This is a genomic window from Pseudomonas sp. S12(2018), from assembly GCF_024355235.1.
GTDB lineage: Bacteria > Pseudomonadota > Gammaproteobacteria > Pseudomonadales > Pseudomonadaceae > Aquipseudomonas > Aquipseudomonas palmensis.
Map to the genome: position 1 here is coordinate 388,209 of NZ_QLAD01000005.1, position 18,771 is coordinate 406,979.

Consider the following 18,771-nt stretch of genomic DNA (forward strand, 5'->3'; position numbering starts at 1 on the left):
TCCCTCCGGGCCAGCGGCGTTTTTTTTGGCCAGTTGGTGAAAGGGTCATAAAGGTCAGCCCTGGCTATGAATTTGACCGGTATGCCTGCTGCCCGGCACGGCCTTTGCTGTAAGAATCGTCCTATAAGGTGCCATCACTATAATGGCCCCGCGATACGGAGGGTTCTTGTGTGTCGGCCGTTCTCTCATTGTTACGAAGCCGCCTGTTGCGGCCTGTCTTTGTTGCGTTGGGTATCGCTCTTTTGGTGCAGGTGCTGGTTGCGGTCGCGCTGACGCGGAGCACGGTGACTGCGCTGGAGGCCGATCTGGGTAATCGCCTGGGTGCAGATAGCCAGAAACTGTCGGGTGAACTGGAACAAGCCGGGCGTGAGCTCAGCTCGGGCCTGGACAGCCTTTCGGCCAGTACCCGCCAGCGTTTGTCCGCCGGGCTATCCGCACGCCTTCAGGAGGAGCAGGCGCAACTGCGCGTCACCCTCGAAAAAAGCCTCAAGGAGTCGGCCAATCACATGGCCGAACTGCTGGCATCGGTTGCGCCGCGGGCCATCTGGGATGACGACATACCGGCACTGTCGGAGTTTTCCCGGCGCGCCCAGCGCAATGCCAACGTGCTCTTCGTGGTCTACGACGACGCCCAGGGCCAGCACCTGACCCGCTACCTGAACCGGCAGAACCCGATCAACCAGGCCCTGATGGAAAAGGGCCAGGGCGAACGGGCGCTCGACAAGGTGCTGGATGCGGCGCGCAACGACCCGGCGGTGTACATGATCGAAGCCTCGATCAACCCCAACGGCACGGAGATCGGCAAGGTGGTGATGGGCGTCTCCACGGCGTCGGTCGACAACGAGCTCAAGGCGCTGGACGCGCGCTTCTCGGCGCTGATCGCCAGCGGCGACCAGTTGGTCGGCGACAGCCTGGTGGGCGCTGCGGCCGACAGCAACAAGGCCCTGAGCGCCCGCCTGCAGGCGGCCCAGGCCAGTGCCGCGGCGATGCAGGCCAACACCTCGCAGACCGTGCAGCAAGCAGCGGCGACCCTGCGCTGGAACATCGGCCTCGGGCTGGTGGCGGTGGGCTTCGGCGTATTGCTGGTGGTGGCCGTGGTACTCGGCCGGCGCGTGCTGAGCAAGCTGCGCCTGCTGATTGCCGCGCTCAACGACCTGGCGGCCGGCGACGGCGACCTGACCAAGCGCGTACCGATCGACAGCCGAGACGAGATCGGCGACATGGCTGCAGCGGTCAACCAGTTCGTCGACAAGCTGCAGCCCATCGTGCGCGAAGCGGGCGAGGTGGCGCAGCGCACCGGGGTCGAGATCGGCACCATGGCGCAGAACAACGCGGGCGCCGATGCGGCGGCCGCTTCGCAGCGCGATGAGGTGGCCGAGAGCCTGCGTGCCCTGTCGAGCATGGCCGATGAAGCCCAGGCCGAAAGCCAGGCCATGCAGGCAGCGTTGCAGCAGGTGGTGGACATTCGCCAGGCCACCGACGAGAACAGCCGTACCTCGGCCCAGGTGGCCAAGCTGATCGAAGCGTTGGCCGGGCAGGTGGGGGCGGGCTCCAAGGTGATCGAGCGGCTGGCCGAGCAGAGCCAGCAGATCGAGGTGGTGCTGGAGGTGATCCACGGGATTGCCGAGCAGACCAACCTGCTGGCGCTCAATGCCGCCATCGAGGCGGCGCGGGCTGGCGAGACCGGGCGCGGGTTTGCCGTGGTGGCCGACGAAGTGCGGGCGCTGGCGAGCAAGACCCAGAGCTCGACCGGCGATATCCAGGCGCACATCGGTGCCTTGCAGCAGGGCGCGCGGGAGGCAGTGGCAGCCATCAGCCAGGCCGGGCGTCAGGCCAGCGAAGGCTTGACCGTGCTCAAGGACAACGCGCGCCTGCAGCAGTCGGTGCAGGTGTCGGTGGAGCAGGTGCATGCGGCGATCGGCCTGGCCACCCGGGCGGCCGAGCAGCAGGCGCAGGGGGCGCAGGCGGTGCGTGGGCGGGTCGAGACGATTCATGCCCAGGCCGAGCGTGCAGCGCAGGTGGTGATGCAGACCACGGCCAGCAGCAAGGTGCTGGATGACCTGGCGGCGCAGTTGAAGGCCAGCCTGGGGCAGTTCAGGGCCTGAGATAGTGTCGTTTGTATCGCGGGTCAAGCCCGCTCCCACAAGGGCCTCATCGATCCTTGTGGGAGCGGGCTTGACCCGCGATGCCTTTCAGGCGCGGTTCAGGTACATCCGCGTCGTCAGCAGGTACACCGGCAACCCCGACACCACAATCAACAGCGCCGCATAGGGCGCCGCCGCCGCGAATTCGACGTTGGCGGTATGCGCCCACACTTCGGTCGCCAGCGTGGTCATGCCGGTGGGGCTGAGCAGCAGGGTGGCGGTCAGCTCCTTCATCGCATCCAGGAACACCAGCGCAAACGCTGCCGCCAGGGCCGGGAAGATGATCGGCAGGGTCACCTTGCAGAACGCCTTGAACGGCGTCGCGCCCAGGGTGCGCGCCGCCTCTTCCAGCTGTGGTGCGGCCTTGGTCAGCGCGGTACGCACCGGCGCCTGCGCCAGCGGCAAGAACAGCAGCGCATAGGCCAGCAACAGCAGGCCGGTGGTCTGGTACAGCGCCGGTACATAGTGCAGGGCGAAATACACCAGGGTCAGCGCAATCACCAGCCCCGGCAGCGCGTGCAGCAAGTAGGGCAGGCGCTCGGCCCAGATCGCCAGGCGGCCCTTGTAGCGCACCACCAGAAAGCTCACCGGTAACGCCAGCAGCAGGCTCACCCCCGCGCCGCCCAGTGCCAGCGACAGCGACGAGAACAGCGCCCGGCTGATGTCGGCCACCGGGAAGGCCGCCGACGATCCCACGCTCAGCCAGTAGCCCAGCATGCCCAGCGGGATGCCGCTGCCCAGCACTGCCAGCAGCAGGCAGCTCAACTGCCCCAGTACACTCCAGCCACCCAGGCGGATCGGCTTGGCGCGGCGTGCCACGCCCTGGCCGATGCGCACGTGCCGCGCCTTGCCGCGTACCCGCAGCTCGAACCACAGCAGCAACAGGCACATGAACAGCAGCACCGCCGAGAGCATCGCCGCATTGGCGTTGCTGAACTCCAGCTCGAACTGCTGGTAGATCGCGGTGGTGAAGGTCTGCAGGCCCAGGATCGACAGCGCGCCGAATTCCACCAGCATGTGCAAGGCAATCAGCAGGCTGCCGCCCAGGATCGACGGCCACAGCAGCGGCAGGGTGACCCGGCGGAACACACCCCAGCGGTTGTAGCCCAGGGTGCGCGCCGATTCTTCAAGCGAGGTATCGAGGTTGCGCAGGGTCGCGGCCACCGGCAGGAACACCAGTGGATACTTGGACAGCGCCATCACCAGGATCGCCCCGCCCAGCCCCTCGAAGCGCGGGCTCAGCGAGACCCAGGTGAAGCCGCTGACGAACGCCGGCACGGCAAACGGCAGGCACAGGATCACGCCCCACAAGCGCCGCCCGCGCAGGTCGCTGCGCTCCAGCAGCCAGGCCAGGGCCAGGCCGACCACGGCGCAGGCCACGGTCACCCCGGCCATCAGCAGCAGGGTGTTTTTCATCAGGCCCCAGACGAAGGGCCGCCACAGCAGGTACAACGCCTCGCGCCAGCCGGCCTGCCAGGCCTTGAGGCCCACGTACAGCAACGGCAGCAGGCTCAGGCCCACCAGCAGCAGCACCGGCAGCACCACCCAGATCGAGGGGCGCTTGCGGCGCGGAACATAACGCGCCACAGACGGCGCAGGCAGCACGGCTTCCATCAGAGCAGGCCGACCTCGCGCTCAAGTTCCAGGGCTTCCTCGGCATTGCCCAGGTCGGCCGGGGTGATCTTCGGCGGGCGCAGGTCTTCGAACGGCTTCAGGCCCTGGTCCGAGACCATGCCCTTGTGCAGCGGATACTCGGCGGTGGTCTGGGTGATCACGCGCTGGCCTTCTTCGCTGGCCATCCAGGCGAGCAGGGCCTGGGCTTCCTTGGGGTGCTTGCTGGCCTTGACCGCCGCGGCGCTGGAGATGGTCACCAGGCCACCGACGTCGCCGTCGGCCAGGTAGTAGAGCTTGGAGTCCAGCTGGCCGCGCTCTTTCTTGAGGGCGTACCAGTAGTAGTTGTTCACCAGTACGGCAGCCACTTCGCCGTTTTCCACGGCCTTGAGGGCAACCATGTTGTTGGTGTAGGTCTTGCCGAAGGCCTTGAGGCCGGTCAGCCATTCTTCGGCCGCTTCACGCCCGTGCAGCTTGAGGATGGCCACGGCCTGTTCCTGGAACGCGCCGCTGGTGGGCACGAAGCCGACCTTGCCGTCCCACTCGGGGTCGGCGAAGTCCATCACCGATTGGGGCAGGTCTTTTTCGTCGATCACCTTGGGGTTGAAGGCCACCACGCGGGTGCGAGCGGTCACGCCCATCCAGGTGCCGTTGCTGGCCACGTATTCCTTGGGCAGCACTTGCAGGGTCGAATCGTCGATCTTGGCCAGCAGGCCTTTCTCGCCCAGGTTGTTCAGCGGCGGCGATTCTTCGGTATAGATGACGTCGGCCGGGGAGCGTGCGCCTTCTTCCTCGATCTGGCTGGCCAGCTGGTTGCTGCTGCCCTTGCGGATATTGATGTGAATGCCGGTCTTGGCCTCGTAGGCCTTGGCGATGGCTTCGCCGATTTCCTTGTGCTGGCCGTTGTACAGGGTCAGCGTCACAGGGTCGGCGGCCATGGCGGCGGGTGCTGCGAGCACCAGGCTGAACACGGAAACGGCCAGGCCGCGCAAAATCGGGTTGATGCGGATCGTCATGCGGGTGGTTCCTCGCTTGCGGGCTACAAATCTTGAAACAATGATAAACGATATAGTTTCTCAAGTACGCCCGTGAGGAAAAATTCATGAGCTGACTATCGGTTAACTCACTTGATTTGTTGGGCGGGGCGGGGTGGCAACGCAGCGTCCGAATGGGCGGCAGTGGGGTGAGCTCGAATCGCAGGCATAAAAAAACCCGCTTTCGCGGGTTTCTCTAGAATATGGTGCCCAGAAGAAGACTCGAACTTCCACGACCGTAAGGTCACCAGCACCTGAAGCTGGCGTGTCTACCAATTTCACCATCTGGGCAAAGTTGAAGCATTGAAACATGAAACGGTGTAGCGTGTGTTGCGTAAATTCCAGACAGGCAAGCTAATCTGAAACTTGAAAATTGGTGCCCAGAAGAAGACTCGAACTTCCACGACCGTAAGGTCACCAGCACCTGAAGCTGGCGTGTCTACCAATTTCACCATCTGGGCATATCGTCGAGGCTTCATGATGCTTCGCATCGCGCCGCTTCTCAACTATAACGACGCTGTCCGTCGTTGTGGTGCGCACTATACGGATGCCCTCGAAGGCTGTAAAGCCCCGTTCAGAAAAAATCTCAAAAATTTCAAGTCGTTGTTCCTTGGGCTGTTTTGGCATCACTCAAGGGCCCTGACGGGGCTGTCAAAGCCTCGGATTTCCGGTTTCAATACGGCTATGCCAAACTAACCCTATATAGACAAGGTGAACCCCTACTAATGGCCGATTGGCAGACCCTCGATCCCGAGGCCGCTCGTGAAGCGGAAAAATACGAAAACCCCATTCCTAGCCGTGAGCTGATCCTCCAGCGCCTTGACGAGCGCGGCTCTCCCGCCGCCCGCGAGCAACTGGTGGAAGAGTTCGGCCTGCAGACCGAGGACCAGATCGAGGCCTTGCGTCGCCGCCTGCGCGCCATGGAGCGCGACGGCCAGCTGATCTACACCCGGCGCGGCACCTATGCCCCGGTAGACAAGCTGGACCTGATCCTGGGTCGCATCTCGGGCCACCGCGACGGTTTCGGTTTTCTCGTCCCCGACGATGGCAGCGACGACCTGTTCCTGAGCCCGGCGCAGATGCGCCTGGTGTTCGATGGCGACCGAGCGCTGGCGCGCGTGTCCGGGCTTGACCGGCGCGGCCGGCGTGAAGGCGTGGTGGTCGAAGTGATCTCCCGTGCCCACGAAAGCATCGTGGGGCGCTACTTCGAGGAAGGCGGGGTGGGCTTCGTGACCCCCGACAACCCCAAGGTCCAGCAGGAAGTGCTGGTGACCCCGGGCCGCAATGCCGGCGCCAAGGTCGGCCAGTTCGTCGAGGTGAAGATCACCCACTGGCCGACCCAGCGCTTCCAGCCGCAGGGCGATATCGTCGAAGTGATCGGCAACTACATGGCGCCGGGCATGGAAATCGACGTGGCGCTGCGCAGCTACGACATTCCCCATGTATGGCCCGAGGCGGTCATCAAGGAAGCGCGCAAGCTCAAGCCTGAAGTCGAAGAGAAGGACAAGGAACACCGCATCGACCTGCGTCACCTGCCGTTCGTCACCATCGACGGCGAAGACGCACGGGACTTCGACGATGCCGTGTACTGCGAAAGCCTGGGCAAGTTGCGCCTGTTCTCCGGTGGCTGGCGCCTGTTCGTGGCGATTGCCGACGTGTCCAGCTACGTGCGCCTGGGCTCTGCCCTGGACAACGAAGCCCAGGTGCGCGGCAACTCGGTGTACTTCCCCGAGCGGGTGATCCCGATGCTGCCCGAGGAACTTTCCAACGGCCTGTGCTCGCTGAACCCGAACGTCGACCGGCTGGCGATGGTCTGTGAAATGACCATCAACAAGTCCGGCCAGATGGTCGATTACCAGTTCTACGAAGCGGTCATCCACTCCCACGCGCGCTTGACCTACAACAAGGTCAGCAGCATGCTCGAACATGCCCGTACCCGTGAAGGCAAGGCGCTGCGCGAGCAGTACAGCCACGTGGTGCCGGACCTCAAGCAGCTGTATGCGCTGTACAAGGTGTTGCTGGCGGCCCGTCACACCCGTGGCGCGATCGACTTCGAAACCCAGGAAACCCGCATCATCTTCGGTGCCGAGCGCAAGATCGCGGAAATTCGCCCGACCGTGCGCAACGATGCGCACAAGTTGATCGAAGAATGCATGCTCGCGGCCAACGTGGCGACGGCCGAGTTCCTCAAGAAGCACGAGATCCCTGCGTTGTACCGCGTGCACGACGGTCCGCCGCCGGAGCGCCTGGAAAAACTGCGCGCCTTCCTCGGCGAGCTGGGGCTTTCGCTGCACAAGGGCAAGGATGGTCCGTCGCCCAAGGACTACCAGGCGCTGCTGTCGCAGATCGCCGGTCGCCCTGACTTCCACCTGATCCAGACCGTGATGCTGCGCTCGCTGAGCCAGGCGGTGTACAGCGCCGACAACAACGGCCACTTCGGCCTGAACTACGAGGCGTACACCCACTTCACCTCGCCGATCCGGCGTTACCCCGACCTGCTGACCCACCGTGCCATCCGCAGCGTGATCCGTTCGCGCCAGGAAACCCCGCACGTCAAGCGGGCCGGCGCGATGAGCATTCCCAAGGCGCGCATCTACCCGTACGACGAGGCGGCCCTGGAGCAGCTGGGCGAGCAGTGCTCGATGAGCGAGCGACGCGCCGACGAAGCCACCCGCGACGTGACCAACTGGCTCAAGTGCGAGTACATGAAGGATCGCGTGGGCGAAAGCTTCCCGGGTGTGATCACCGCGGTAACCGGTTTCGGCCTGTTCATCGAACTGACCGACATCTACGTCGAAGGCATGGTGCACGTCAGTGCCTTGCCGGGTGACTACTACCACTTCGACCCGGTACACCACCGCCTGGCGGGCGAGCGCACCGGTCGCAGCTTCCGCCTGGGCGACACGGTCGAAGTGCGCGTGATGCGCGTGGACCTCGAACAGCGCAAGATCGATTTCGAGATGGCCGAAAACACCCTGAATGCGCCGATCGGTCGCAAGCAGCGTGGTGCCGAGCCTGCCGCCAAGGGCAAGACGGGCGCTGCCCCGGCCAAGTCCAATGGTGCCGCCAAGCCCTACAGCGCGCCGGCCAAGGCCGCCAAGGTCGAAGCGGCGCCGGCCGAGCCGCCGCGCCGCAGCCGCAAGAACGAAACCTCCGAAGCCTATTTCCCGGCCGATGCCGCAGCCAAGAACGCCGAAGTGCGCAAGAGCCGGGAAATGAAGAAGGCGTTGCTGTCCGATGCCAAGAACGCCGTGGGCAAGCCTGCGGCCAAGGGCTCGAAGACGTCTTCGGAGAAACCGAGCAAGCACCGCAAGGGGCCGCCAAAAGCCGGTTCCGCTTCACGTAAACCCAAGGGCAAGTCATGAGTCAGCTGGAAAAGATCTACGGTGTGCATGCGGTGGAGGCCCTGTTGCGCCACCACCCCAAGCGGGTCAAGCAGATCTGGCTGGCCGACAGCCGCAGCGAGCCGCGGGTGCAGGCCCTGCTGGAGCTGGCCGCACAGAACCGAGTGACGGTCGGCCAGGCTGAACGCCGCGAGATGGACGCCTGGGTCGAGGGCGTGCACCAGGGCGTGGTCGCCGAGGTCAGCCCGAGCCAGGTGTGGGGCGAGGCGATGCTCGAAGAGCTGCTGGACCGTACCGAAGGCGCGCCGCTGATTCTGGTGCTGGACGGTGTGACCGACCCGCACAACCTGGGCGCCTGCCTGCGCACCGCCGATGCGGCCGGTGCGCTGGCAGTGGTGGTGCCCAAGGACAAGTCGGCGACCCTGACCCCGGCGGTACGCAAGGTGGCGTGTGGCGCTGCCGAGGTGATCCCGCTGGTGGCCGTGACCAACCTGGCGCGTACCCTGGAGAAGCTCCAGCAGCGCGGCCTGTGGGTGGTGGGCACGGCGGGGGAGGCCGAACAGGAGCTGTATCAGCAGGACCTGACCGGCCCGACCATCCTGATCATGGGCGCCGAGGGCAAGGGCATGCGCCGCCTGACCCGCGAGCATTGCGATTTTCTGGTGAAGCTGCCGATGGCCGGCAGCGTCAGCAGCCTGAACGTGTCGGTGGCCACGGGCGTGTGCCTGTTCGAGGCGGTGCGTCAGCGTCAGGCCAAGCGCAAGGCCTGATAAGGCGTTGCCACTTTCGCGGGTCAAGCCCGCTCCCACAGGGCTTTCGGTGGCCTGTGTGGGGGCGGGCCTGGCCCGCGATGCTTTCAAGGCTGTTCAAATAATCACCAATTGCCTTGCGTGCGCCCCGGCGCTTCTCTACAATTGCGCCCCTTGCCCCGCTGGCAGGCGCGCATGCGCCCACCGCACAAGGCAAGACAAACAGTGTCATTCACTCCTTGTCTGACCACCCTGGTGGCAGACTACAACCCGTAAGGAGCATTCATGCGTCATTACGAAATCATCTTTCTGGTCCACCCTGACCAGAGCGAGCAAGTCGGCGGCATGGTTGAGCGTTACACCAAGCTGATCGAAGAAGACGGCGGCAAGATCCACCGTCTGGAAGACTGGGGCCGTCGTCAACTGGCCTACGCAATCAACAATGTTCACAAGGCTCACTACGTGATGCTGAACGTTGAGTGCACCGGCAAGGCCCTGGCCGAGCTGGAAGACAACTTCCGCTACAACGATGCCGTGATCCGTAACCTGGTCATCCGTCGCGACGAAGCCGTTACCGGCCAGTCCGAGATGCTCAAGGCTGAAGAAAACCGCAGTGAGCGCCGTGAGCGTCGCGACCGTCCTGAGCACGCTGACAACGCCGAAGGCGATGACAGCGACAACAGCGACAACAGCGATAACGCTGACGAGTAATCCACGGACCTTTTGAGGAGCCTATTACATGGCACGTTTCTTCCGTCGTCGTAAATTCTGCCGCTTCACTGCTGAAGAAGTGAAAGAGATCGATTACAAAGATCTCAACACCCTGAAAGCTTATGTATCCGAAACCGGCAAGATCGTTCCAAGCCGTATCACCGGTACCAAAGCTCGTTATCAGCGTCAGCTGGCTACCGCTATCAAGCGCGCCCGCTTCCTGGCCCTGCTGGCCTACACCGACAGCCACGGCCGCTGAGACCGGGTCGTCGACAGGTAGCAAGGGATAAAGTGCATGCGAGCGTTAGCTGATTTCATCATGCGCGGTCGCGTGCAGGCCACTCTGGTAGTGGTCGGTTGTGCGGCATTGCCGCTGTTGTTCTGGTTGAGTGCCGCCGCCGGGAGCCTGGTGTTCCTGCGGCGCGGTTTCAAGGACGCCTCCGGGATCCTCGCCTGGGCATTGCTGCCCGCGCTGGTCTGGTGGTTCTTCGGTGAACCGCGCACCTTGATGGTGTTGCTGGGAACCTTCGGTCTGGCTGCGTTGCTACGCGCCGGACAGTCCTGGAGCCGGGTGCTGTTGTTCAGCATCGCCTGGGGCCTGGTGTATGGCGTCATCCTGGGTTCGGTGTTCCGCGAACCGATCGAAGCGCTGGCGCAGGTGCTTGAAAAAGCCCTGCCGCAGATGCTCGACGGTCTCTACCAGCAGTTGACGGTAGAAGAGCGGGCCCGCCTGGGGAGCGTGATCGCACCGGTGCTTACCGGCCTGATTGCGGCATTGCTGCAGGCAGTCAGTCTGCTGGCCCTGATGTTGGGTCGCTACTGGCAAGCCGCGTTGTACAACCCGGGAGGCTTTGGCAGCGAGTTTCGCGCCATACGGCTCCCGCTGGTACCGGCGCTGTTGCTGCTGGTGTGCATGCTGATAGCGCCGAATTTCGGCAGCGAACTGGCGATGTTGACACCGTTGTGCAGCGTACCGCTGGTGTTCGCCGGGCTGGCCCTGATTCACGGGCTGGTCGCGCAGAAGCGCCTGGCCAGGTTCTGGCTGGTGGGGATGTACGTGACGCTGGTGCTGTTCATGCAGCTGATTTATCCGTTGCTCGTGGTTCTGGCCATTGTCGACAGCCTGATTGATTTTCGCGGTCGTTCTGCATCGAAAGATGCCGGTGACGCGAACGGTGAAGGTTAAAAGTTAAGAGGTTTATACCTAATGGAACTGATCCTGCTGGAAAAAGTCGCCAACCTGGGCAACCTGGGCGACAAGGTAAATGTTAAGGCCGGTTACGGTCGTAACTTCCTGCTGCCATTCGGCAAGGCTACCGCTGCGACCGCTGCCAACCTGGCTGCGTTCGAAGAGCGTCGCGCCGAGCTGGAAAAACTGGCTGCTGACAAGAAAGCTTCGGCTGAAACCCGCGCTGCCCAACTGGCCGAGCTGGAAGTGACCATCACTGCCACCGCCGGTGACGAAGGCAAGCTGTTCGGTTCGATCGGCACCCACGACATCGCTGACGCCCTGACCGCCTCCGGCGTTGAAGTGGCCAAGTCTGAAGTGCGTCTGCCGAACGGCACCATCCGCAACGTTGGCGAATTCGACGTAGCCGTGCACCTGCACAGCGACGTAGAAGCCACCGTTCGCGTGGTTGTCGTCGCAGCCTAAGCTGGACCAATCGACTGGCACCCTGGGTGCCAGCCGGTTAACATCGGGCACGATCCTGCATTGCAGGTCGTGCCCTTTGTCTTTTTCAACACCCTGATTCCCAAGTGGCCATGAACGAGATAACCGCCCCCGAGCAATATGATCTGCAAACCGCTGCCCTGAAGGTGCCGCCGCATTCCATCGAGGCCGAACAGGCCGTACTCGGTGGCCTGATGCTGGACAACAACGCCTGGGAGCGCGTGCTCGATCAAGTCTCCGACGGCGACTTCTACCGGCATGACCATCGCCTGATCTTCCGCGCCATCTACAAGCTCGCCGACCTCAACACCCCGTTCGACGTGGTGACGCTGCACGAGCAGCTCGACAAGGAAGGCCTGAGCTCCCAGGTCGGTGGCCTGGGTTACCTGGGCGAGCTGGCCAAGAACACCCCGTCGGTGGCCAACATCAAGGCCTATGCGCAGATCATTCGCGAGCGCGCCACACTGCGCCAGCTGATCAGCATCAGCAGCGAGATCGCCGACAGCGCGTTCAACCCCCAGGGCCGCAACGCCGCCGAGATCCTCGACGAGGCCGAACGGCAGATCTTCCAGATCGCCGAAGCACGGCCCAAGACCGGTGGCCCGGTAGGGGTCAACGAACTGCTGACCAAGGCCATCGACCGCATCGACACGCTGTTCAACTCCGACAGCGCCATCACCGGTATTTCCACCGGCTACACCGACCTGGACGAGAAGACCAGCGGCCTGCAACCGGCCGACCTGATCATCGTGGCCGGCCGTCCGTCGATGGGTAAGACCACCTTCGCCATGAACCTGGTGGAGAACGCCGTGTTGCGCAGCGACAAGGCGGTGCTGGTGTACTCCCTGGAGATGCCAGGCGAATCGCTGATCATGCGTATGCTCTCCTCGCTGGGGCGCATCGATCAGACCAAGGTGCGTTCCGGCCAGCTGGACGACGACGACTGGCCGCGCCTGACTTCGGCGGTCAACCTGCTCAATGACCGCAAGCTGTTCATCGACGACACCGCCGGCATCAGCCCGTCGGAAATGCGCGCACGTACCCGGCGCCTGGTGCGTGAGCATGGCGAGATCGCCATGATCATGATCGACTACCTGCAACTGATGCAGATCCCGGGCTCCAGCGGTGACAACCGTACCAACGAGATTTCCGAGATCTCGCGTTCGCTCAAGGCCCTGGCCAAGGAATTCAACTGCCCGGTCATCGCCCTGTCGCAGCTCAACCGCTCCCTCGAGCAGCGCCCCAACAAGCGCCCGGTGAACTCCGACTTGCGTGAATCGGGTGCGATCGAGCAGGACGCCGACGTGATCATGTTCGTGTACCGCGACGAGGTGTACCACCCCGAGACCGAGCACAAGGGCATCGCCGAGATCATCATCGGCAAGCAGCGTAACGGCCCCATCGGCTTCGTGCGCCTGGCGTTCATCGGCAAGTACACGCGCTTCGAGAACCTGGCACCGGGCAGCTACAACTTCGACGACGACGAATAAGGTGCCGATGGCCAATTCCGACTTCTGACGTCGGAATTGGTCAAAATTTGTGCTATATTCCGCGCCCGCGATTTCCCTGATACCAAGAACCGGTCACTGACATGCAAGCAGCCAAACCACTTTTCGACTATCCCAAGTACTGGGCCGAATGCTTCGGGCCAGCGCCATTCCTGCCGATGAGCAGGGAGGAGATGGATCAGCTCGGCTGGGATTCCTGCGACATCATCATCGTGACCGGTGACGCCTACGTCGACCACCCGTCGTTCGGCATGGCCATCATCGGCCGGCTGCTCGAAGCCCAGGGCTTCCGGGTGGGCATCATTGCCCAGCCGAACTGGCAGAGCAAAGACGACTTCATGAAGCTGGGCGAGCCGAACCTGTTCTTCGGTGTCGCGGCCGGCAACATGGACTCGATGATCAACCGCTACACCGCCGACAAGAAGATCCGCTCGGACGACGCCTACACCCCGGGCGGCCTGGCCGGCAAGCGCCCCGACCGTGCCAGCCTGGTCTACAGCCAGCGCTGCAAGGAAGCCTACAAGCACGTGCCGATCGTGCTGGGTGGCATCGAGGCCTCGTTGCGCCGCATCGCGCACTACGACTACTGGCAGGACAAGGTGCGGCACTCGATCCTGATCGACGCCTGCGCCGACATCCTGCTGTACGGCAACGCCGAACGCGCGATCGTCGAAGTCGCCCAGCGCCTGTCCTACGGCCACAAGATCGAAGACATCACCGACATCCGCGGCACCGCCTTCGTGCGCCGCGATACCCCGCAGGGCTGGTACGAAGTGGACTCCACGCGTATCGACCGGCCGGGCAAGGTCGACAAGATCATCAACCCGTACGTGAACACCCAGGACACCCAGGCCTGCGCCATCGAGCAGGAGAAGGGCCCGGTCGAAGACCCGCAGGAAGCCAAGGTGGTGCAGATTCTGGCCAGCCCGCGCATGACCCGCGACAAGACCGTGATCCGCCTGCCGTCCTACGAGAAGGTGCGCAGCGATGCGGTGCTGTACGCCCACGCCAACCGCGTGCTGCACCTGGAAACCAACCCGGGCAACGCCCGTGCGCTGGTGCAGAAGCACGGCGAGGTGGACGTGTGGTTCAACCCGCCGCCCATCCCGATGACCACCGAAGAGATGGACTACGTGTTCGGCATGCCCTATGCGCGCGTCCCGCACCCGGCGTATGGCAAGGAGAAGATCCCGGCCTACGACATGATCCGCTTCTCGGTGAACATCATGCGTGGCTGCTTCGGTGGCTGCACCTTCTGCTCGATCACCGAGCACGAAGGCCGCATCATCCAGAACCGTTCCCACGACTCGATCATTCGCGAGATCGAAGAAATCCGCGACAAGGTGCCGGGCTTTACCGGGGTCATCTCCGACCTGGGCGGGCCGACCGCCAACATGTACCGCATTGCCTGCAAGAGCCCGAAAATCGAATCTGCGTGCCGCAAGCCGTCGTGCGTGTTCCCCGGCATCTGCCCCAACCTGAACACCGACCACTCGGCGCTGATCCAGCTGTACCGGAGTGCGCGTGACCTGCCGGGGGTGAAGAAGATCCTGATCGCCTCGGGCCTGCGCTACGACCTGGCAGTCGAGTCGCCGGAGTACGTCAAGGAGCTGGTCACCCACCACGTGGGCGGCTACCTCAAGATTGCCCCGGAGCATACCGAGGAAGGCCCGCTGAACCAGATGATGAAGCCTGGTATCGGCAGCTACGATCGCTTCAAGCGCATGTTCGAGAAGTACTCCAAGGAGGCGGGCAAGGAGCAGTACCTGATCCCGTACTTCATCGCGGCGCACCCGGGCACTACCGACGAAGACATGATGAACCTGGCCCTGTGGCTCAAGGGCAATGGCTTTCGCGCCGACCAGGTGCAGGCGTTCTACCCGTCGCCGATGGCCTCGGCCACTGCCATGTACCACTCGGGCAAGAACCCGCTGCGCAAGGTCACCTACAAGAGCGACGCGGTGACCATCGTCAAGAGCGAGGAGCAGCGCCGCCTGCACAAGGCGTTCCTGCGTTACCACGACCCCAAGGGCTGGCCGATGCTGCGCGAAGCCCTGCAGCGCATGGGGCGTGCCGACCTGATCGGGCCGGCCAAGCACCAGTTGATCCCGCTGCACCAGCCGGCGACCGACAGCTACCAGAGTGCGCGGCGCAAGAACTCGACGCCGGCGGGCAGCCACAAGGTGGCCAAGGAAACCAAGATCCTGACCCAGCACACCGGCTTGCCGCCGCGTGCCAGCGACGGTGCCAAGCCGTGGGACAAGCGCGAGCAGGCCAAGGCGGCCGCCTTTGCGCGTAACCAGGAAGCGGCCAAGGCACGCAAGGACGCCGCCAAGGGTGGCAAGGGCAAGGGCAAGAAGACCCGCGAGCCGGTGTTGCCACGCTGATACGCGTCGCGGCCATCGCGGGTCAAGCCCGCTCCCACAGGTACAGTGCAGATCCATAGGCCACTGACTATCCTGTGGGAGCGGGCTTGACCCGCGATGAGGCCCGCAAGGCCACATCCATCCTTCTCCCCATCCCCGCCACACGCTACCCTGCATCACCTGCCGTCACCGAGCACGCCCATGGCTGACCCGCTGGCCTCACCAAGCCCTGCCTCCTACCACGAGATGTTCGCGGCGGATGGCAGCGTGCGCCCGCATTGGCAGCGCCTGCACCAGCACCTGCAACGCAGCGGCCCCACCCAGCTGGCCCAGCGCCAGGCCCAACTGGCGCGTCATCTCCAGGAGAACGGCGTCACCTACAACATCTACGCCGACCCCGACGGCACCGATCGCCCGTGGGAGCTGGACCTGCTGCCGCAGCTGATCCCCGCGCAGGAGTGGCAGGCGCTGGCGGCGGGCATCGCCCAGCGCGCGCACCTGCTCAACGCGGTACTGGCCGACATCTATGGCCCGCAGCGCCTGATCGGCGAAGGCCTGCTGCCGTCCGAGCTGGTGTTCGGCCACAACAATTTTCTCTGGCCGTGCCAGGGCATCACGCCGCCCGGCTCGACCTTCCTGCATGTGTACGCTGCCGATCTTGCCCGCGGTCCCGATGGGCGCTGGTGGGTCACCGCCGACCGCACCCAGGCGCCCTCCGGGGCCGGCTTCGCGCTGGAGAACCGCACGCTGGTCACGCGCACCCTGCCGGACCTGTACCGCGACCTGCACGTGCAGCACCTGGCCGGCTTCTTTCGCAACCTGCAACAGAGCCTGCTGCGCCTGGCACCCAGCGGCCAGGAACCGCCACTGGTGGTGCTGCTGACCCCGGGGCGCTTCAACGAAAGCTATTTCGAGCACCTGTTCCTCGCCCGCCAGCTGGGTTACCCGCTGGTCGAAGGCAGCGACCTGACCGTGCGCGATGCCACGGTTTACCTCAAGACCCTGGGCGGGCTGCGCCGGGTACACGCGATCATGCGCCGCCTGGACGACGATTTCTGCGACCCGCTGGAACTGCGTACCGACTCGGCCCTCGGCGTGCCCGGCCTGCTCGACGCAGTACGCCAGGGCCGCGTGCTGGTGGCCAATGCGCTGGGCAGCGGGGTGCTCGAATCTCCCGGCCTGCTCGGCTTTCTGCCGGCCATCAACCAGCACCTGTTCGGCGAGGCCCTGAGCCTGCCGTCGATCGCCACCTGGTGGTGCGGCGAGCCGCCTGCGCTGGAGCAGGCCCTGGCCAGGCTGCCGGAGCTGCTGATCAAGCCGGCGTTCCCCTCGCAGAGTTTCGCTGCGCTGTTCGGGCGCGACCTGGACGAGGCGGCGCGCGATGCCTTGGCCGGGCGCATCCGTGCACGCCCGTATGCCTACGTGGCACAGGAACTGGCGCAGTTGTCCCAGGCGCCGGTATGGCAGGGCACGCTGCAGGCGCGGCCGATCGGCATGCGGGTGTATGCGGTGGCCACCGCCGATGGCTACCGGGTGCTGCCCGGCGGCTTGACCCGGGTGGCCGCCCTGGCCGATGCCGAGGTGGTGTCGATGCAGCGCGGCGGGGCCAGCAAGGACACCTGGGTACTCGGCGAGGCGGCCCCGGTCGGCGAACAGTGGCAGGCCAGCCGCACCCTTGGCGTGGCCGATCTGATCCGCCAGGACCCGTACCTGCCGTCGCGGGTCGTGGAAAACCTGTTCTGGTTCGGCCGCTATTGCGAGCGCTGCGACACCAGCGCGCGCCTGCTGCGCATCCTGCTCAGCCGCTACCTGGATGGCGAACATCCGTCCACCTGGCAGGCGGCGGTGGCCCTGGCCGAAGAGCTTGAGCTGCTGCCCCCCGAGGGCACCCTGGCCGAGCGCCTGCGCGCCGCCTTGCTCGATGCCGACTGGGCGTTCAGCCTGCGCGCCAACCTGCAGCGCCTGCAGTGGACCGCCGCCCAGGTGCGCGGCAAGCTCTCGCGGGAGAACTGGCAGGCGCTGGTGGAGTTGCAGCACGAAGCCCAGGCGCTGGGTGGGCAGACGGCGGACTTCGGCGAGCTGCTGGATTTTCTCAACCGCCTGGTGATGTCGCTGGCGGCGCTGTCCGGCTTTGCCCTGGACGACATGACCCGCGATGAAGGCTGGCGCTTTCTGATGATCGGGCGGCGCATCGAGCGCCTGCAGGGCTTGAGCCTGAGCCTGGCCAGTTTTCTGCGCGGCCCCGGCGCCTTCGACCAGGCGGGTTTGGAATGGCTGCTTGAACTGGGCAACAGCAGCATCACCTACCGCTCGCGCTACCTGGCGGTGGCGCAGTTGATCCCGGTGCTGGACCTGCTCCTGCTCGACCAGCAGAACCCCCATGCGGTGCTGTTCCAGCTCAAGCTGCTGGTGCGTGCCCTGGAGCGATCCAGCGATGAGTTCGGCAGCCCGCCAGACCCGACCCTGGCCCTGCTGGCCGAGCGCCTGTACCACTTCGACCTGGGCAGCCTGGAGCACGCGCTGTTCGGCAAGGCCAGCGTACGCGCGGTGCTCGATGGCCTGGCCGAGTTGCTGGGCGAGATCGCCAAGGCCAGCCTGCAGGCCTCCGAGCGACTGGCGCTGCGCCACTTCGTGCATGTCGATGACATCAGCCAGCAGACGGTGTCGGCCTGATGAGCGCGCGCTACCAGGTACTGCACGACACCCATTACCGCTATGACAGCCCGGTGTCCCTGGCCCAGCAACTGGTGCATCTGTGGCCACGGGCCTGTGCCTGGCAGCAGTGCGAAGACCGGCAATTGCAGGTCGACCCGCTGCCGACCCGGCGGCGCGACGAGCTCGACGGCTTCGGCAACCCGCTGACCCGGCTGGCGCTGGAGCGCCAGCATGATCAACTGCGCGTGGTGACGCGGGTGCAGGTGAACGTGCTGTCGCGCGCCGCGCCGGTGCTGGCTGCCTCGCCGCCGTGGGAACAGGTGTGCCAGGCGCTGGCGTATTCGGGGCAGGCGCTGACTGCGGCCACGCTGGAGGCGTGCCGCTTTCGTTTCGAGTCGCCGTATGTGCGGCTGAAGCAGCGTTTCGTCGTGTTTGCCGAGCCGTGTTTCGCCCCGGGCCAGCCGTTGCTGCTGTGCGTGCAGGCCCTGATGCAGCAGATTTTCAGCCAGTTCACCTTCGATGCCGGTGCCACCCAGGTGGCCACCCCGTTGGTTGAGGTGCTGCAGCGTCGCCGCGGCGTGTGCCAGGACTTCGCCCACCTGATGCTCGCGTGCCTGCGCTCGCGCGGGCTGGCGGCGCGCTATGTCAGCGGCTACCTGCTGACGCGCCCGCCGCCCGGGCAGGCCCGGCTGATCGGGGCCGATGCCTCGCATGCGTGGGTGTCGGTGTATTGCCCGGTCAACGGCTGGGTGGATTTCGACCCCACCAACAACCTGCTGCCGGCGCTGGAGCACATCACCCTGGCCTGGGGCCGGGATTTTTCCGATGTGTCACCGCTGCGTGGGGTGATTCTGGGCGGGGGCAGCCATGACCCGCAGGTGCAGGTGACGGTGTTGCCGCTGGATGAAGGCCCGGCGTGACGGCCCATCACTCCGGGCGCGCGAATTCGACGTTGCTGCCAGTGGCACCGCAGGCAT

The 18,771-nt window shown here is 64.8% G+C and carries 13 protein-coding genes and 2 tRNA genes; 11 read left to right on the forward strand and 4 right to left on the reverse strand.

All coding sequences use genetic code 11. The annotated features are described in order from the left end of the window. The first annotated feature begins 170 nt into the window (after positions 1 to 170). Entirely contained in the window at positions 171 to 2,105 is a 1,935-nt protein-coding gene (locus DN388_RS14715) for a methyl-accepting chemotaxis protein (RefSeq protein WP_043863529.1), read from the forward strand. An 87-nt stretch (positions 2,106 to 2,192) separates the two neighbouring features. Here the strand turns inward: DN388_RS14715 and DN388_RS14720 are convergent, their stop codons facing one another. The 4 genes from DN388_RS14720 to DN388_RS14735 form a co-directional block, all read right to left on the reverse strand. Next, the gene (locus tag DN388_RS14720) at positions 2,193 to 3,758 is read right to left on the reverse strand and encodes an iron ABC transporter permease (RefSeq protein WP_043863528.1); all 1,566 of its coding nucleotides are present in this window, start codon (positions 3,756 to 3,758) and stop codon (positions 2,193 to 2,195) included. Next, complete coding sequence (locus DN388_RS14725) at positions 3,758 to 4,771, reverse strand: extracellular solute-binding protein (RefSeq protein ID WP_043863527.1); 1,014 nt, start codon at positions 4,769 to 4,771, stop codon at positions 3,758 to 3,760. Before DN388_RS14725 ends, DN388_RS14720 begins: the two co-directional genes overlap by 1 nt. A gap of 222 nt (positions 4,772 to 4,993) precedes the next feature. Beyond that, positions 4,994 to 5,080 (reverse strand) — tRNA-Leu (locus DN388_RS14730). An 83-nt stretch (positions 5,081 to 5,163) separates the two neighbouring features. Beyond that, positions 5,164 to 5,250: transfer RNA gene (locus DN388_RS14735), tRNA-Leu, on the reverse strand. Positions 5,251 to 5,514: 264 nt separating this feature from the next. Between DN388_RS14735 and rnr the strand changes: the two genes are divergently transcribed. The 10 genes from rnr (at position 5,515) to DN388_RS14785 (ending at position 18,714) form a co-directional block, all read left to right on the forward strand. Then, positions 5,515 to 8,154: a ribonuclease R gene (gene rnr / locus DN388_RS14740; protein ID WP_058541588.1), complete on the forward strand. Its 2,640-nt coding sequence runs from the start codon at positions 5,515 to 5,517 to the stop codon at positions 8,152 to 8,154. Further along, the gene (gene rlmB / locus DN388_RS14745) at positions 8,151 to 8,903 is read left to right on the forward strand and encodes a 23S rRNA (guanosine(2251)-2'-O)-methyltransferase RlmB (RefSeq protein ID WP_043863525.1); all 753 of its coding nucleotides are present in this window, start codon (positions 8,151 to 8,153) and stop codon (positions 8,901 to 8,903) included. Before rnr ends, rlmB begins: the two co-directional genes overlap by 4 nt. A gap of 264 nt (positions 8,904 to 9,167) precedes the next feature. Then, on the forward strand, positions 9,168 to 9,593 hold the full coding sequence (gene rpsF / locus DN388_RS14750) for a 30S ribosomal protein S6 (protein WP_043863524.1): 426 nt from the start codon (positions 9,168 to 9,170) through the stop codon (positions 9,591 to 9,593). A 28-nt stretch (positions 9,594 to 9,621) separates the two neighbouring features. Further along, positions 9,622 to 9,852 (forward strand): 30S ribosomal protein S18, encoded by a 231-nt coding sequence (gene rpsR, locus DN388_RS14755; protein WP_003171373.1) that lies wholly within the window; start codon positions 9,622 to 9,624, stop codon positions 9,850 to 9,852. A 36-nt stretch (positions 9,853 to 9,888) separates the two neighbouring features. After that, positions 9,889 to 10,779, forward strand: a complete 891-nt coding sequence (locus tag DN388_RS14760; protein ID WP_043863523.1) for a hypothetical protein — start codon at positions 9,889 to 9,891, stop codon at positions 10,777 to 10,779. A gap of 21 nt (positions 10,780 to 10,800) precedes the next feature. Next, entirely contained in the window at positions 10,801 to 11,247 is a 447-nt protein-coding gene (rplI, locus tag DN388_RS14765) for a 50S ribosomal protein L9 (protein WP_043863522.1), read from the forward strand. 110 nt (positions 11,248 to 11,357) lie between these two features. Further along, the gene (dnaB, locus tag DN388_RS14770) at positions 11,358 to 12,755 is read left to right on the forward strand and encodes a replicative DNA helicase (protein ID WP_043863521.1); all 1,398 of its coding nucleotides are present in this window, start codon (positions 11,358 to 11,360) and stop codon (positions 12,753 to 12,755) included. A gap of 101 nt (positions 12,756 to 12,856) precedes the next feature. Further along, positions 12,857 to 15,160: a YgiQ family radical SAM protein gene (locus DN388_RS14775; RefSeq protein WP_255000707.1), complete on the forward strand. Its 2,304-nt coding sequence runs from the start codon at positions 12,857 to 12,859 to the stop codon at positions 15,158 to 15,160. Between the two features lie 180 nt (positions 15,161 to 15,340). Then, positions 15,341 to 17,812 carry a circularly permuted type 2 ATP-grasp protein gene (locus tag DN388_RS14780; protein ID WP_196932994.1) on the forward strand — a complete coding sequence of 824 codons (2,472 nt, stop codon included), beginning with the start codon at positions 15,341 to 15,343 and terminating at the stop codon, positions 17,810 to 17,812. Continuing rightward, positions 17,812 to 18,714, forward strand: a complete 903-nt coding sequence (locus tag DN388_RS14785) for a transglutaminase family protein (RefSeq protein ID WP_058541585.1) — start codon at positions 17,812 to 17,814, stop codon at positions 18,712 to 18,714. Before DN388_RS14780 ends, DN388_RS14785 begins: the two co-directional genes overlap by 1 nt. Positions 18,715 to 18,771: the final 57 nt, after the last annotated feature.

Excerpts from the sequence above, each read along its gene's own strand:
- DN388_RS14780 (WP_196932994.1), top strand. The coding sequence starts at position 15,341 with ATGGCTGACCCGCTGGCCTCACCAAGCCCTGCCTCCTACCACGAGATG.
- rnr (WP_058541588.1), top strand. The coding sequence starts at position 5,515 with ATGGCCGATTGGCAGACCCTCGATCCCGAGGCCGCTCGTGAAGCGGAA.
- dnaB (WP_043863521.1), top strand. The coding sequence starts at position 11,358 with ATGAACGAGATAACCGCCCCCGAGCAATATGATCTGCAAACCGCTGCC.
- DN388_RS14760 (WP_043863523.1), top strand. The coding sequence starts at position 9,889 with ATGCGAGCGTTAGCTGATTTCATCATGCGCGGTCGCGTGCAGGCCACT.
- rplI (WP_043863522.1), top strand. The coding sequence starts at position 10,801 with ATGGAACTGATCCTGCTGGAAAAAGTCGCCAACCTGGGCAACCTGGGC.
- DN388_RS14775 (WP_255000707.1), top strand. The coding sequence starts at position 12,857 with ATGCAAGCAGCCAAACCACTTTTCGACTATCCCAAGTACTGGGCCGAA.
- rpsR (WP_003171373.1), top strand. The coding sequence starts at position 9,622 with ATGGCACGTTTCTTCCGTCGTCGTAAATTCTGCCGCTTCACTGCTGAA.
- DN388_RS14785 (WP_058541585.1), top strand. The coding sequence starts at position 17,812 with ATGAGCGCGCGCTACCAGGTACTGCACGACACCCATTACCGCTATGAC.
- DN388_RS14720 (WP_043863528.1), bottom strand. The coding sequence starts at position 3,758 with ATGGAAGCCGTGCTGCCTGCGCCGTCTGTGGCGCGTTATGTTCCGCGC.
- rpsF (WP_043863524.1), top strand. The coding sequence starts at position 9,168 with ATGCGTCATTACGAAATCATCTTTCTGGTCCACCCTGACCAGAGCGAG.
- DN388_RS14725 (WP_043863527.1), bottom strand. The coding sequence starts at position 4,771 with ATGACGATCCGCATCAACCCGATTTTGCGCGGCCTGGCCGTTTCCGTG.
- rlmB (WP_043863525.1), top strand. The coding sequence starts at position 8,151 with ATGAGTCAGCTGGAAAAGATCTACGGTGTGCATGCGGTGGAGGCCCTG.